Genomic DNA, 15,090 nt, shown 5'->3' on the forward strand with positions numbered 1-15,090 from the left:
GGCCATCCTGCTGGAGAAGGGGGAGTCTGATGCATCGCTAGACAGGAGAATACGACGCCGAACATGAGAGAGTCGTCCACCTTTGGTCTCATGTTGTGGCCCTCCTGAGCAGGTACAAGTCGGGCCACTTCGCCGGGGACGGCAAAACCCGCTACAGTCCCTCCATGAGTGCCGCACCCTCTTTCATGCTGTCTGCCCAGCTCCGCGCCGGGGCCTACGGCGCGTGGGCAGGCGGCCACCCCGGCGCACCCGAAGTCGGCGTGACGGTGCCCGTTCAGGATGAAAGTGAAATCCGGGCCGTTGTGGAAGTGCTGCTGAAGCTGAAGGCAGAAGTCACCCTGCTGGTCTCTCCGACCCTCGCCCGGCACGCACCAGACGCCCTTTACGCTGCCACACAGGCCGGGCATGAGATCGCCGGAATGGGTGAGTCAGAGCAGATCAGCGCGTTCGAGGTGGCTGCCGCTCAGGCCGTTCAAAGCTGGGATTCGGAATATCCGAGCCGCGCCAGCCTGCGCCTGCTGGCCGCACAGGGCGTTCATCCGCTGCCCCTGCCGCTGGAGAAGCCTCAGCCGGGGCAGACAGTGCGCGTGTTGCCGGGAGAACTGGAACAGAGGCTGCCGAAGATGCGGGCGCTGGGTTACCGCCCCGTCCCTGTACGCGACATTCCGGGCTTACGGCTGGCCGGACCGCGTGACCTGCTGCTGCACCTTTACACCCATACCGTAGAGGCCAATTTTGCCCGCAACCACGGCGTGATCGATCTGGCGCAGCGGGCCGACGCCGTGATGCGGGTGGCCGCGCTGGACCACGCGCCGGAGCCGCTGCCCTTGCCGCGAGACACCCCCACCGCCGAGCTGCACCTGCACTCGCCGCGCATCGTGGGGCTGGCCGGGCGAAGTGCGCTGACCGCCTACCGCGCCTATCTCCGCAGCCTGCGGGACGTGGCCGCCGCCATGCAGACGCTGCCCGAATTGCAAGGCTCGCGGGCGGTGTTCGCCGTGACGCTGTTTCACGCACAACTGGAACAGGGCGGCTTTGAGCTGTTGCCCCTGCCGCCCGCCCGCGCCCGCATCTATGGCCTGGGCTTTCGCGTGCTGCGGATCGTTTACGGCACCGCCCGCCCGCCCAGCGAGCCGCAACCGAAGATGGCCTGGATGACGCGGGAGGCATTTCTAGCGAAGTACGGGTGAGGGGCTAGAGGCGCACTGAACGGGCCAGAGACGTTGCACTGCCACTCAGCCTCACTACAATCTCCAACATGAAAACCGTGGCCCAGACGCTGACCGCACACCGCTCCATCCGACAGTTCAAACCTGATGAAATTCCTCAAAATGTTATTGACGAGGTGCTGCAAGAGGCCATCATGGGCACATCTTCGTCGGGGAACCTCAATAGTTACTCCATAATCGTGACCCGTGACCCGGCGCGAAAACGGCGGCTGTACGAATTGCACAGCGAGCAGGAGTTTGTCCTTCAGGCCCCGCTGGTGATCACCTTTTGCGCCGACTGGCACCGCACGCGGCAGTGGCTGAAGCTTCGTGGGGCGCGGGACAATTTCAACAACTTCCTGGGCTATCAGGTGGCCGCGAACGAGGCGATGCTGATTTCGCAGAGCGTGACGCTGGGCTTTGAGGCGCGGGGCTACGGCATCTGTTACATGGGGACCACGTTGCAGGCCATGCAGGACATCGCCGACTACCTGAACCTTCCCGAGACCTGCCTGCCCATCACCACCATCGTGGTGGGTGTCCCAGATGAGCAGCCAGAACGGCGTGAGCGCCTGCCGATGCGGGCCTATATCCACGACGAAACCTATCAGGAGCTTGGGCCATCTGATCTGGAGGAGCTGTATGCGGCGCGGGAGGAAAGTGGCTGGCAGCGGTACATGTCCATGCCGCATCTGAAGGCCATGTGCGAGGAGGGCGGCATCACCTCGCTGGCGCAGATGTACACCAGTCCCTACAAATATGACCCGGACGCTTACGCGGCAACGTCACAGAAGGTGCTGGAGGCGCTCAGGGGGCGGGGATTTTTGCCGGGTGGGGTGGAGGTCGGGCAGGATGAGCAATGAGGGTCAGGCGTTACGCTCGCGCTGACCTGACCACCCCTCAAAACTTCTGACCTGAAACAGAAAGTCGGCTCTCACAGGTTTTTTCTACGATGAAGCCCCTTTCCCAAAATCGCCCTCCAGTTGAGAAGTGATGAGGGTCATAGCGGTACTCACTTGATGTGCAAAACGTCTTTAACCCCATTCATGCCGATCAACTCAATATCGCTCCGACGACTCAACTCCCAGTCATCACGCTTGAGACGCCAGCGATTCAACACGGCTGGCTCGCCCCGCCGCGTGGCCCAGTTGCTCCCGTTCGGTTGGTAGCCCATGCTCTCGGACACACGGTTAGACGGCAGATTGTCAAAAAAAGCCTCACTGGCCGCTTCCGCCGCCCCAAATCCTTCGAAGGCAAGGTGCAGGATAGCGGCACGCATCTCACGTCCCAGACCTTGTTGCCAGGCGCTCGGAGCCAGCCAGGAAAAGCTGGTGACGGTCCGGCAAGTATCGAAATCCACGCCGATCAAGTCCTGCATTCCCACGGCCTGCTCGCCCAGCATGACCACAAAGTACAGACGCCAGAAATCGGGGCGAACGTTGCCCCGCCCCCGCCAGATGGACTGAAGCCACTTCCTTTCGCGTACTGGATTGTCTTCATACAAAGACATGGGATCATCGAATGGGTAAGGTTGTTGCGCGCCCACACCATCACGAACAATGGGAAGGAGCTGGGCCAGCAGTTCGTCCGTGGCTCCATGAAGCTCCAGCTTGGGCGTGGTGACTTTGAGGCTCAGTGGCGGATAGAGATCGGTGGGCACTACCGTAGGAGAACACGGTTGGCCCAGAGAATCCATATGCAAAACGGCTGATCAGGAAGCGGCACAGAGTTCGCGCACAAACCTGCGCCAAGAAATTTCTCCTGCTGCAATTCCCCTTCCAGGCGCGAGTCTGCTCTCCCCTTTCCATTCGTTAGTCGTCTGGCCGTTCCTCGTTTTGAGGGGGAGTCAGCGCGCTGACCTATGATCCTGCAAGAGCATCAATACAGGTAAATAAATTAGACATCTCTCGGGCCTGCTTAGCCCTATCCCGGCAAACTAAATCTCAACTTCGTTCCCTGCCCCGGCCCGCTGTCCACATTCAATTCTCCCCCGGCCAGAGCGACGCGCTCGCGCAGGCCCGTCAGTCCCAAGTGGCCCTCCTGGGCGCGGGCCTCGGCCTGCTGCGGGGTGAAACCCTGGCCGTCGTCGCTGATGACCACGTCCACGCCGCCTTCTCCAAAGATCACACGAATGGCGGCGCTGCTCGCCCCAGCGTGCTTGTCCACGTTGTTCAGTGCCTCCTGCGCCAGCCGAAAGATGGTGAGTTCGGTGGCCGCGTTCAGACGGCGGTCATGGCCCCCGACTTCCAGACGGGTGGGCGTCTGCGCCTGCCCCGCCAGCCATTCCAGCGCGGGCAGCAGCCCCAAATCGTCCAGCACACTGGGACGCAGGTTGCGGGCAAAGCGGCGCACGCTGTCCAACGCGGCGTTCAGGTCCGCCAGGATGTCGTCGGCGCGTTCCCGCTGCTCGCCGCTCAGCTCGCGCGCCAGCCTTGCCACCCGGCGGCCAGAGGCGGTCAACACCTGCGCGGTGTCGTCGTGCAGCTCGCGGCTGATGCGTTTGCGCTCTTCCTCCTGCGCCTGGGTGAACAGGGAGAGATAGGTGCGGAGTTCGGACTGGCGGGAGGTGGCGGCCTCTAGCGCCTGCCCGCGCCGGGTGATCTCGTCCGCCAGGGTCTGGAGTTCGGAGAGGTCACGGGCGACGAGCAACACGCCGGAATCCGGGCCAGCCTCAACGGCGCTCAGGCGCACCTCTAGGCGGTAAGGACCAATTCCAATCTCGGCGCGGCCCCCGGCATTGCGGGTGCGGGCAGCGTCCCAGGCGGCGCTCAGGGCGTCACGGGTGGCGGGAGTGGGCAATGAAAGCAGCCTCTCCCCCACCAGCGGCCCGGTCAGCGGTTCCAGCAGGCGGGAGGCGGCGGGGTTGGCGTAAGTCACGGTCCCGCCCGCATCCGCGCTGAGGATCAGGTCATGTGCGCCCTCGGCCAGTTGGCGGTAACGGGCTTCCTCTCGCTCCAGGGCAGACAGCAGGCGCACACGGGTCAGCGTCTGGGCCATCTGATCGGCCACGCTGCGGGCCAGTTGCAGAACGTGATCGCCGGGAGCTTCCGGGCTAGGATCATCGGCGTATAAGAATCCCAGCGGGTGGACGTCGTCGCCCAGGGGCACGATCAGCCCGCTGCCCGCCACTGGAAGGCAGGCGCGGCGGGGCAGGGGGCGGGGGCCGCGTCCCAGTTGGGCCTTCAACGAGGCCAGTTCTTCCGGTGTGGGCGGATACAGGTTGAACGTGGCGCAACGCAGCACCTCGCCCGCGTCGTCAGTCAGGGCGATCAGACCGCGCCCCGCGTTCAGGGCCAGGGTGGTCAGGCGCACCGCCCCGGCCAGCGCGTCATCGTCCTGACTCTCGCCCAGCACGCGGCCCACGTTCAGCAGCACGGCGGCCTCGCGCTCGCGGCGCAGTTCTTCCTCGTACAGGCGGGCATTTTCCACGGCCAGCGATGCCTGCGCGGCGAAGACCCCGGCCAGCGCCAGATCATCGTCGTCCAGCGGCAACGGCGCTTCCCAGTACAGCGTCAGGGTACCGAAGACCCCGGCGCGGGTAATCAACGGCAGGCCCAGCACGCCCTTGTAGGGGTAGCGGTTCTGGGCCAGCAACTGGCGGGTGTAGCGGCTGCCACCGCCGGAATTGGCGTTCGCCAGATCGTGGGCGGCCACCGGTTCGCGGCGCTGGGCCGCCCGTCCGGTCACGCCCGCGCCCATCTTGGCCCGCACGCGCAACACGTATTCGCTGGGCAGGCCCACGGCGCTACGGATGCTCAGGGTGCGCCCATCCGGCTGGGCCTCGTAGATGGCGGCGGCGTCGGCGCGGAAAAGAGGCATGGCCCGCTCCAGCACGCGGGCGAGTGTGTCTCCCAGGTGCAGGCTGCCCGCCAGCGCTGCCCCAGCCTCGCGCAGCGCCTCGGCGGCCTCGCGTTTGCGGGTCTCAATGCCGTACAGGCGGGCGTTGTCAATCGCCAGAGATGCCTGCTCGGCCAGCGCCAGCACCAGCCGGGCGTCGTCTTCGGTGGCCGTTGCACCGGGCCTGCGGCTGTCCACGTACAGCACCCCCAGCGGCTGCCCGCGTGCGCTGAGGGGAGCGATCACCGCCGCTTCGGGATTCAATTCCAGCAGGCCCTGGGCCATCGGTGAATCAGCGTCCCTGGCGCGTTCAAAGCGGATCGCCTCACCCCGGCGGATCAGCGTTTCCAGACTGACCGGGCCGACACCCACGCCTCCGGTGAACGTCTCATCAAAGCCGTGCGAGAACACGTCCCCCGTTCTGGCCCCGCCCTCGCCGAACTCATTGAACAGGGCCACGAACGCGCGCGAGAATCCCAGCGCCTGGGCCGCACTCTGGGCCGTGCGGGTCAGCACCTCGGCCAGATCCAGACTGCCCGCCAAACGGCGCACCAGGGCTTCCACCGTTTCGGCCACGCGTCCGCGTCCGCGCCGGGCCTCGCGGGCCTGCACGCCTTCCAGGGCCAGCGCCAGCAGCGGCACCAGCGCCGAGAGTTCCGCCACTCCTTCCGAACTGGCTCCCACGAATTCCAGCACTCCGTAGCCGAAGGGGAGGCAGACCAGCATGCCTTCCTCCAGCATTCCGTTTTCCGACACAGCGCCGCCGTCCAGCGCCCGCCGGGCCAGCGTGCCGTCGCTGAGGCCCAGGCCGCGTCCTTCCTGGGCCAGAGCTTCCAGGCGGCCCGCCTCCCCCTCGGCCACCCAGACCTGAACGCCGTGCGCCGCCGTGACCTGGCAGGCGTACTCCGCCAGCGCCGAGGCAAAAGCGCGGGCAGTCTGGGCAGCGGCGAGGGTGGGGGGCAGGGGGGTCATGGGTGGGGGAAGGGTCCAGACAGGTGACCAGAAAATAGACTTCCGGCAACTTCATTCTCGCACCTGTCCGCCATCCAGAAGAGGCCAGCACAGGGCAGCGCTGCCGAGGACGCCCAAGTACCGAGTAGCCGCACTTCTCTTCCGGCCTAGCCAGCCCGCTTGACCCGTCCGCCCTCAGCCTCTACCTTGCGTCTATGAGCCGCGCCGTTTTCACCACGATGACTCCGTAGCGGCGGCCTGTGTCACTCAGCCGCCCGCAGACCGCGTGGCGGATTTTTTGTCTCAAGGAGAACGATCATGCGCGTAGCCATTGTGGGAGCCACCGGAGCCGTCGGACACGAGTTGATGCAGGTGCTGGAAAAGAGCAGCCTGAAGTTTGACGAGCTGCTGCTGTTCGCCTCGCCGCGTTCGGCAGGCAGCAAACTGACCTTCAAGGGCCAGGAATTGACCGTGCAGATCACCCCGGAAGGCGCAATCGACGCCGACGTGATCCTGGCCTCGGCAGGCGGCGCGATCAGCAAGGAAAAGGCCCCGGCGTGGGTGGCCGGGGGCGCGGTGGTCATCGACAATTCCAGCGCCTTCCGCTATGACCCGCAGGTGCCGTTGGTGGTGCCGGAAGTGAACGGCGAGGCCGCGCTGCACCACAAAGGCATCATCGCCAACCCGAACTGCACCACCGCCGTCGCCGTGCTGGCCGTGGCCCCCATCCACCGCGAATACGGCGTCAAGCGCATGATCGTCTCTACCTATCAGGCCACCAGCGGCGCGGGCCAGAAGGGCATGGACGAACTGCTGACCCAGACCCATATGGTCCTGCACGGCAAGGAGGCCGGGCACGAGGTCTTCTCGCACCCGATTCCCTTCAACGTGATTCCGCACATCGATGCCTTTCAGGACAATGGTTACACCAAAGAAGAGATGAAGGTGGCCTGGGAAACGCGCAAGATCATCGGGGACGAGTCTCTGAAGATCAGTTGCACGGCGGTGCGGATTCCCACCCTGCGGACGCACAGCGAGGCGATCACGCTGGAGCTGGAGCGCCCCGCCACACCGGAAGCCGTGCGCGAACTGCTGTCCCGCTCTGCCGGTGTAGAAGTGCGCGACAACCCAGGGGAAGGGCTGTACCCGATGCCCCTGACTGCCAGCGGCAAATACGACGTGGAGGTGGGCCGCATCCGCGCAAGTCTGGTGTTCGACGGCGGCATCGACCTGTTCGTGGCCGGGGATCAACTGCTCAAGGGCGCGGCCCTGAACGCCGTGCAGATCGCGGAGTATTTGCAGGAACATGGTGCGTTGAAAGAAAAGCAGCGAGTTTAATACGGACTCCGATTAGAAGGTGTTGAAAACACCTGAAAATCCGAGCGGAGCGAGAGGGAGAAAAACGGGTTTCGATCCCTCCACTCCACGCCCGGAACCCGTATAAGACAACCCATATTCCCAACCCCTTTCCACAGCGGAGAGGGGCTTTGCGTTGCATGTCAGATGAGCGCCACGGTGCGCCCCAATCATCTGAACTCTGAAACCTGAGCGCCGCACACAGATCGAGGCTGGTCCGACGTGTTAACTTCAGGTCAGATCGTTTAACATCACGGCTTTTCGCCCCCCGTCTGTCTGGTATGGACTGAGGGCGTTCTTTTACCCCCGCCCAGGGCTGTGGCCCACCCACCGTCAGGAGGACTTGCACATGGCTGAAGACCGTCAGGATCTGTTCCGTTACGTTGTCGAGGAATTTGCAGAGGACTACCACGAGGGCGAGTTGCAGCGCCGCGAGTTCCTGCGCCGCATGACCCTGCTGGGCGGCGGCGTGATCGGCGCACGCGTGCTGCTGACCTCGCTGGGCATCGCCGGGATTACGGCCTCGGAACTGGCCAGCGCCCAGACTGCGCCGCCCCAGCCTGACCCGGCCAAGGGTGCAGGGATGGTTGATCCGCGTGATCCCGCCATTTCTGTTAAGCCCGTCACTTACGAAGCCAACGGGTTTACCAATCTGGCGTATCTGGCCCGCCCGGCAGGCAATACTCCCGCCCCCGGCGTGATCGTCATTCACGAGAACAAGGGCCTCCAGCCGCACATCCAGGACATCGCACGCCGTCTGGCCAAGGCCGGATACATTGCGATGGCCCCGGATCTGGTGTCTAAAATTGGCGGCACCCAGCAGTACATCGACACCGCGCAGATTTCCAGCTATCTGGCGCAGACCTCGGGCGACGAGCATGTGGCGAATCTGCTGGAGGCGGCCAAGGTCCTGAAAACCCAGCCGGGCGTGCAGGGCATCGGCGCCGTGGGCTTCTGCTTCGGCGGCGGCCTGACCTGGAGTCTCTCCACGGCGCTCCCGGAACTGAAAGCCGCCGTGCCGTTTTACGGTCCTGCGCCTGACGCAGCAAAGGTGCCGGACATCAAGGCAGCGGTGCTGGGCATTTACGGCGGCAACGACACCCGCATCAACGCGGGCATTCCAGCGCTGGAAACGGCCCTCAAGGCGGCGGGAACCACCTACGGGATCAAGATCTACGACGGCGCGGGCCACGCCTTTAACAACGACACCGGCGGCAGTTATGTCAAGGCCGCTGCCGACGACGCCTGGGCGCAGACGCTGGCCTGGTTTGACAAGTACCTGAAAGCGTAAACCTGTTGGTCAGGTGTGGGGGCCAGGGCAAACGCCTGCGGCCCCTCCGCTATTTTTTACCATCGTCCAGAAAGTAGCTGACGCCGCCCAGCCGCAGCAGCGTCAGCGACGGTTTGCTGTTGTCCAGCGCGTCGGCGGCCGCAAACAGTTTGACGGTGCGCCCATCGCCATAGGTCAGGGTGATGGTGTTGTCCGCAAAGGTATATTTTCCGCCCGCCGTGGCCGCCGTGTTCGACGCCCCCAGCACGTAGCCGCTGCCCGCCAGATTGGTAGATGAGCTGCGGTCAGACGAGAACTGCCCCTGAGGACTGAACGCCAGCGACCTGTTACTGACCGTGCCGCCGAGCGAGACACTGACGTTAGAGACAACGGTGGAAGTGTACTCGCCGCCTAACTTGAGGCCAGTGAGTGGCAGCAGCCGGGTGTACTTGCGGCCCCCGATGGTCACGGTGTTGCCCGATTGCTTGAAAGTCTCCGGCTCGCCCTTACCAAAGGTGATCTTGCCACCCTGCACGCGGTAGATTTCGCAGCGGGGCAGACCGTTGGGGTGGGTGCGGGAGCAATCGGCTTCGGCCAGGCTCACGCCCGGCTCACCCGTGTACACGTAGCCGTTCTCGTTAAAAAAGGCAAATTCCCAGCAGATATTGCCAGGACACTCGGAATTCATGACCATCGTAGAGCTAAAATCCGGCCCCAGTTGCAGACCCGGAATCAGGTTCCCGGCGCGGCTGTGAACCCAGTTGCCACTCAGTCCGCCGCCGCTCCTGGGCGGCGCAGGCGCTTGTGCTGCACCGTAGATGCTGGGCGGCGGTGTGGGTTTGACCACCATGCGGCAATCCACATTGGTACTTTTGGAACTGAAAATGCCGCCCCGAACACGGCGCAGGCTCACTTCGCGGCGTCCATACCCGTCCTCGGTGTAGGTGCCGCCCTCGCCCCCCAGCGGGCCACCGATAAAGTTCAGATCGCTGAAGCTGTAGTTCTGATCGCTGCGGAAGTCCACCGTGAAGCGCCCGCCCGCCTTGCCCACGCGGTACTGCCCACCCGAGAGCAGCTCCAGCATGCCGCCCGGCGTTCCAGTGCCGTCGCTGATCACACAGGGATAGTTGGCAGGCTTGGGCGTCTTGAGCTTGAATTCAAACAGCGCCTGGTTCTCGCGCGGGCCGCGCTGGTAGCACTCGAAGTTGATAGAACGCTCCAACACGTCGCTGCCCACACCCTTGAGCGAAAAATCCTGGCCGAAGTTGCCAAAATCCAGATACCCGTCTGCCCCATTCAGCGGGCCGCCCGTCCACTGCATCTTGCGGAGGCTGCCGTTCTTGACCACCTGCAACGTGCCGCCGCCATACGCCGTGCGGTATTTGCCGCCGGGCAGGATTTGCACGGTCAGCTCTGGCGTCAGGCTATCGCCCGCCTTCTTCTGATAGCAGCGGAATTCCTCGGGAATCACGGCGTCTTCAGGATTGCCGCCCGTCCCCACGAACTGCGCGGCGGTGGTGGGTTTCACGTCGGGCAGTGCCCCCTTGACTCCCAGGCCCAGCGGCCCACCCTTGCCACCTGCGCTGGGCTGGGCGGTCACTGGACGCGGCGCGAAGCGCACGGAAGTCAGCATCCCGGTCAAGGCAGGCAGAGCCTTTTGCGCCGCCGCCTCGCTGGGGGTAAACATAACAAGCGCCACAGCGGAATCCTGTCCCTGCACCAGCGCCACAACTACCGACAGGGCGCTGCCGTCCTGGCTCCGTACCAGCAGACTCTTCAAGGCCAGCGTGGCCCCGGACGGCATCCCCTGCGCCTGCACGGGTTCCTGGCTCACGATGGTGGACGTTTTGCCGAAGGTAGCCGCCAACGATTCCACGTACTGCTTTGGATCTGGCTGGTATTTCAGCTCCGGGAACACCAGCACAGTGGCCTGCTCCCTGCCTCCAGGGACGGCGGGAAAGTACAGACTGCCGCCCTCTGCCGCCTCCAGCGTCCAGCCAGGAGGCGTGGCAATGGTGACGTTCTGGGCCGCAGATGTCTGGGCCGCAGAAGCCGGGCAAAACAGCAGCGCCAGCAACAGCAGGCGAAAGGCAAGGAAAACGGGTAGACGCATGGAAACCTCCGGTGGCGGGACGGCGGGGTGAGGGGCTTGACCTGCTGCCAGACCTCATCTAACCTCATAACCATGAGCGAGCAGACGATCCCCCAGATGCAGCGGTCCAGCGACCTGCTGCGTATTGGTGCGGGCCTGCCCGTGCGCCCGCCGCCCTCTGGGGTGTAAAGACGTCATTTTGCCGGACGCGCGCATCTGTCGCGCCTGACCCGTCGTTTTTACAACTCAGAAGGGAGAAGAGAGATGCGCCTATCACAAGGTTCGTTCGTCACGCGGCGGGAAACGCCTTCGGAGGCGGACACGCGCGGCACCGAAATGCTGCTGCGCGCCGGATTTATCCGACAACTGGGCAGCGGCCTGTACGCCATGCTGCCGCCCATGACCCGCGTGCTGCACAAGTTGGAAGCACTTATTCGCCATGAGCTGGAAGGCGCGGCGCAGGAGGTCAGCTTTCCGCTGCTGCAACCCGCCGCGCTGTGGCGGAAGTCCGGGCGCTGGGACACCTACACCCGCGCCGAGCAGATCATGTTCGCCGTGACAGACCGTGCAGGACGTGAACTGGCGCTGGCCCCCACCCACGAGGAAGCCGCCGTGGCCGTGGCCCGCGAGCTGGTGGGCAGTTACCGCGATCTGCCCCTAAGCGTGTACCAGATCGGGCGCAAATTCCGCGACGAGCTGCGGCCCCGCGCTGGGTTGCTGCGGACACGCGAATTCGTGATGAAGGATGGCTACAGCTTCCACACCACGTCCGAGGATCTGGCCCGGACCTTCGAGGTCATGGGCGACGCTTACGCCCGCATTCTGACCCGGCTGGGCGCGGACTGGCGCGCCGCACAGGCCGACAGCGGAATGATCGGCGGGATCGGGAGCCGCGAATACCTGCTGCTGTCGGATGTGGGGGAAGACGAGGTGCTGTACACCGCCGACGGGTTGTACACGGCGAACGCGGAACAGGCTGTCTCACACGCCCATCCGGCCCCGGCCAGTCCGTTCACGACTTTTGGGCGCCGCCACACCCCCGGCACGCCTACCGTGGCGAGCGCCTGCGCCGTCCTGAGCTGCGAACCCGCACACATGATTAAAAACGTGCTGTACGAGGCCGAATATCTGAACGGCGATCAGACCTCTACCCGGCCCATCCTGGTCAGCCTGCGCGGCGATCACAGCGTCAATCGGGTCAAACTATGGAACGCCGTATCCGCGCGGGTAGATGGAACACTGACCGCGCTGGAGGTGGCGGACACGGCAAACTGGGCCACAAGTCTGCCGCTCGGCTACATCGCCCCCCACTTGCCAGACAGCCCGAATCGCACTTTTTTGCGCCTGTGCGACGGGGCGGCAGCAGAATCGAACAACTTCACCACGGGCGCGAACGAGACCGACTGGCATGTGTTGGGCGCGAACTGGGACGAGCAGTTCCGGCTGCCCGAAGTGGCTGATCTGCGGCAGGCGCAGGCGGGCGAAATGTCCACCCACGATCCGGCCCAGCCGCTCCTGTCGGCGCGGGGCATCGAAGTGGGCCACATCTTTCAGCTCGGCACGCGCTACACGGGGGCGCTGGGGATGACCTACGCGGCGGCGGACGGCAGCTCGCAGACGCCCACGATGGGCTGCTACGGCCTGGGCGTGACCCGGCTGGCGGCGGCGCTGGCCGAGCAATATGCAGACGAACGTGGTCTGGTCTGGCCCGCTGTCATCGCCCCCCACGAGGTCATCCTGACCGTGGTGGACATGAAAGACGCCGCCCAGGTCGAGGCCGCCGAAACCCTTTACACAGAACTCCGGGCTGCTGGAAGAGATGTCCTGCTTGATGACCGTCCCCTCCGGGCAGGCGTCAAATTCGCCGACGCGGACCTGACCGGCATTCCCTGGCGCATAACGCTGGGGTGCGGAGTGGCCGGGGGCCGGGCGGAAGTCAGGGAGCGGCGTGGGGGCGAGGTTCAGGAAATGGGGCTGGGCGAGATCACAGGCTGGCTGGGCAGGTCTATGGGCCAGTCCTGAGGCAGATATCCGAGCAGGGTCACCGAAAAAGAAGCTTCCGGTGACCCTGTTCCCTGTGCTGACCGACAAAATTTACGAGTAGCGCTGGAACCAGTCGGGCGGACTCACGGCATGTCCGTCCCGGTCGATGATGGACACTTCACCACGCCCGTTCTGGCCGCTGACCCGGATACGGTCACCGTCGAAGCTGGTAAAGCTCATGGACATCCGTTCGCCGTATTGAGCCGCCTGATCTTGCAGGACCGACACGGTGACCCGCTCGCCCATCCGCAGCGACGCGAAGTAATCGGTGTAGTAATGCACGCCCGCCATGTTCCGCGCGATGGCGATATTGCCCGCCAGCTTGTCCAGCTCGCCCTGAATGGTCAACTTGTCCGGCTCGCCCTGAGGGGTCAGTTTGGGCCAGTCAGGAGCCACCTTCAAGTCCGGGCCACCCCCGACATAAACCTCGCCGAAGCCGTACATATCTGGATTCATTGGGTTTGGGGAAGTCAACGGCCACTCCAATGGTGTCTCCCCGTCTGGTTCGTACATTTCAAAGAACGCCTTGAGGGCCGTGACGCAGGCTCCGGCCACCGTGGCATGCCCCGCGCCGTAGGCGGGATGGGTGGGCGACCCTTCCGGGAAGGCCATGGGCAGCAGGTAATTCTCTTCATCTTTGATTTTTGGCAGTCCAACTGCGGGGCGGTTTGGCTTGACAGCTCGGGCAGACAGGGTAGGCGACGTCTTGGTGTTAGCCGTGTTCATAGTGGCAATAGCTTCAAGAATATCTGCGGGCATCTTGCTGTACAGCGTCGCCAGGGCATCCCGCAAAGCCGGGTCAGGGATGTCATTTGGCTTGTGTGTCCACAGGGTGAGATATGCAGCGACCACCTCGGGCCGCAGGCGGCGGTGATGCATCCACTTTTGCCGCCAGACTGCCTTGAGCGCCCGCGTGGCGACTTCCGCGACCAGCGTGAGGACATGCGGACCTCCAAAGGTGACAAAGGCGTTGCGGGTTCGGCTGTGGCTCTCCGGCAGGCCCCGGTCAAACTTGAAGGGACTGCCGCCAGCGAGCATCAGCAGGCACGCCACCTGATAGGCCTGATACAGCGCGTCAAAATGCACGTAGGTGACAATGTCGCGCGGCGTGGTGATGAACTGCCGCTCCGGGCAGATCAGATCGAGGTTGTTAAAGTCCACGCCGTTTTGCGCGTCGAGCCACGCCGCCCAGGTCTGCATCCAATCGTTTTTAGGCTCGGCGGTGACCGTGCGCTGATCAACGACCTGCGCGCCGTAGTACACCAGACCCTGCTTCACTTCAGGCAAGGCCAGCAAGTGGGGGAGCGGAGGAGCATCTGGATCTGGCGGCCTCTGGTTACGGACCAGCGGGGGCGGCCCCTGGTTACCGACCAGCAGAAACTGCGAGAGCCACGGCCCCTTGTGCGACCCCGGCGTGGAGCCACGAAACAGCCCTTCTGGTCCGGTCAGGGGGCGGCGGCGGTCCCCCACCGCGCGGAAGGCATTGTCCGGCTTGAACCACGCCATGCCCTGCAACGCGTCTGTCAAGGTGCCTATCAGGTCGGCTTTGTCTCCCGTCCCTGCCGTGATGTCCGAGAAACTCTCGTCGCGCAGCAGGGCCATCACGTACAGTTCGGCCATCTCGGCGGCCAGTTCATCGCTCGCCAGCACCGGGGCGGGCGCAACAGCCAGCGCTCCGGCGTCCGCGCCCTCTAGGTCATAGACATGTCCGGCGAAGGGGCTGGTCAGTTTGCGGTGCTTCTTCCCAGCCGCTGGGCCGCCCATCGTATGCCTGGGATGGGTGGTCTCCGAAAAGTTTTCCCCGGCGGCAATGGCCTCAAAGCGTGCGTGATCCTGGTTGAGCAGCGCATCCACGTACTCGCGGTACGCGGCGGGTTCCACGAAGCCCCTGTTCGTGTGCGGCAGACCCTTATGGAAGTTGGCAGCGAAAGTCTCGCCATACAGGAGTTCTTCACCGTTGGCCACGCTGCGTGCCGTGCCACGGTCCGGCATTTTGCAGGCGTTCATGCGCTGCTTGTGAGACTCATCGGCGCGGGCTTGCTGATCGGGAACAGGAACTCCTAGAACTCCACTCATGGTCTGGCCTCCGCAAAGGAAATGTGAGCGTGTGATCTGTGCTGGAGCGGTGATTCACGGCGGGTCCATCGGCTCTCCGAACCGTTTCAAACCTCCCGTTGGGGGAATCGCCAGACTGGGCTGGCGGGCCTGCCATCAGCAGCGTGAGCAGGCCGGGTCTGGTGTTTCCAACTCCCAGTCATTTCCATCCTCCCGAACAGGAAGCGGCGTGGGATGACGAACCGGCCACGGGGGTTTCCCCGCCCGGAATGCCTGGC

9 protein-coding genes are annotated in these 15,090 nt (G+C 64.4%); 5 read left to right on the forward strand and 4 right to left on the reverse strand.

Annotation, left to right across the window (positions count from 1 at the left end; genetic code table 11):
• The first annotated feature begins 164 nt into the window (after positions 1-164).
• Both DAAJ005_RS16610 and DAAJ005_RS16615 read left to right on the forward strand, forming a co-directional pair.
• On the forward strand, positions 165-1,190 hold the full coding sequence (locus tag DAAJ005_RS16610; RefSeq protein ID WP_151848069.1) for a Sectered polysaccharide deacetylase: 1,026 nt from the start codon (positions 165-167) through the stop codon (positions 1,188-1,190).
• A gap of 68 nt (positions 1,191-1,258) precedes the next feature.
• On the forward strand, positions 1,259-2,071 hold the full coding sequence (locus DAAJ005_RS16615; RefSeq protein ID WP_151848070.1) for a nitroreductase family protein: 813 nt from the start codon (positions 1,259-1,261) through the stop codon (positions 2,069-2,071).
• Between the two features lie 149 nt (positions 2,072-2,220).
• On the opposite strand, the gene DAAJ005_RS16620 is transcribed toward DAAJ005_RS16615, so the two are convergent.
• Positions 2,221-2,868, reverse strand: coding sequence for a GNAT family N-acetyltransferase (locus DAAJ005_RS16620; RefSeq protein ID WP_226342495.1), 648 nt, complete (start codon positions 2,866-2,868; stop codon positions 2,221-2,223).
• Positions 2,869-3,131: 263 nt separating this feature from the next.
• Positions 3,132-6,017, reverse strand: a complete 2,886-nt coding sequence (locus tag DAAJ005_RS16625; RefSeq protein ID WP_151848072.1) for a GAF domain-containing protein — start codon at positions 6,015-6,017, stop codon at positions 3,132-3,134.
• Between the two features lie 297 nt (positions 6,018-6,314).
• On the opposite strand from DAAJ005_RS16625, the gene DAAJ005_RS16630 reads away from it, so the two are divergent.
• Together DAAJ005_RS16630 and DAAJ005_RS16635 are read left to right on the forward strand one after the other, a co-directional pair.
• Positions 6,315-7,334, forward strand: coding sequence for an aspartate-semialdehyde dehydrogenase (locus DAAJ005_RS16630; RefSeq protein ID WP_151848073.1), 1,020 nt, complete (start codon positions 6,315-6,317; stop codon positions 7,332-7,334).
• Positions 7,335-7,701: 367 nt separating this feature from the next.
• Positions 7,702-8,643, forward strand: coding sequence for a dienelactone hydrolase family protein (locus DAAJ005_RS16635; protein WP_151848074.1), 942 nt, complete (start codon positions 7,702-7,704; stop codon positions 8,641-8,643).
• 49 nt (positions 8,644-8,692) lie between these two features.
• Here the strand turns inward: DAAJ005_RS16635 and DAAJ005_RS16640 are convergent, their stop codons facing one another.
• Positions 8,693-10,735, reverse strand: a complete 2,043-nt coding sequence (locus DAAJ005_RS16640) for a hypothetical protein (RefSeq protein WP_151848075.1) — start codon at positions 10,733-10,735, stop codon at positions 8,693-8,695.
• A 243-nt stretch (positions 10,736-10,978) separates the two neighbouring features.
• On the opposite strand from DAAJ005_RS16640, the gene DAAJ005_RS16645 reads away from it, so the two are divergent.
• Positions 10,979-12,736 (forward strand): proline--tRNA ligase, encoded by a 1,758-nt coding sequence (locus tag DAAJ005_RS16645; RefSeq protein WP_151848076.1) that lies wholly within the window; start codon positions 10,979-10,981, stop codon positions 12,734-12,736.
• Between the two features lie 72 nt (positions 12,737-12,808).
• Here DAAJ005_RS16645 and DAAJ005_RS16650 read toward each other — a convergent pair whose 3' ends face one another.
• Complete coding sequence (locus DAAJ005_RS16650; protein WP_151848077.1) at positions 12,809-14,833, reverse strand: hypothetical protein; 2,025 nt, start codon at positions 14,831-14,833, stop codon at positions 12,809-12,811.
• Positions 14,834-15,090: the final 257 nt, after the last annotated feature.

Origin of the sequence: Deinococcus sp. AJ005, from assembly GCF_009017495.1 — a bacterium.
Taxonomy (GTDB): Bacteria; Deinococcota; Deinococci; order Deinococcales; family Deinococcaceae; genus Deinococcus.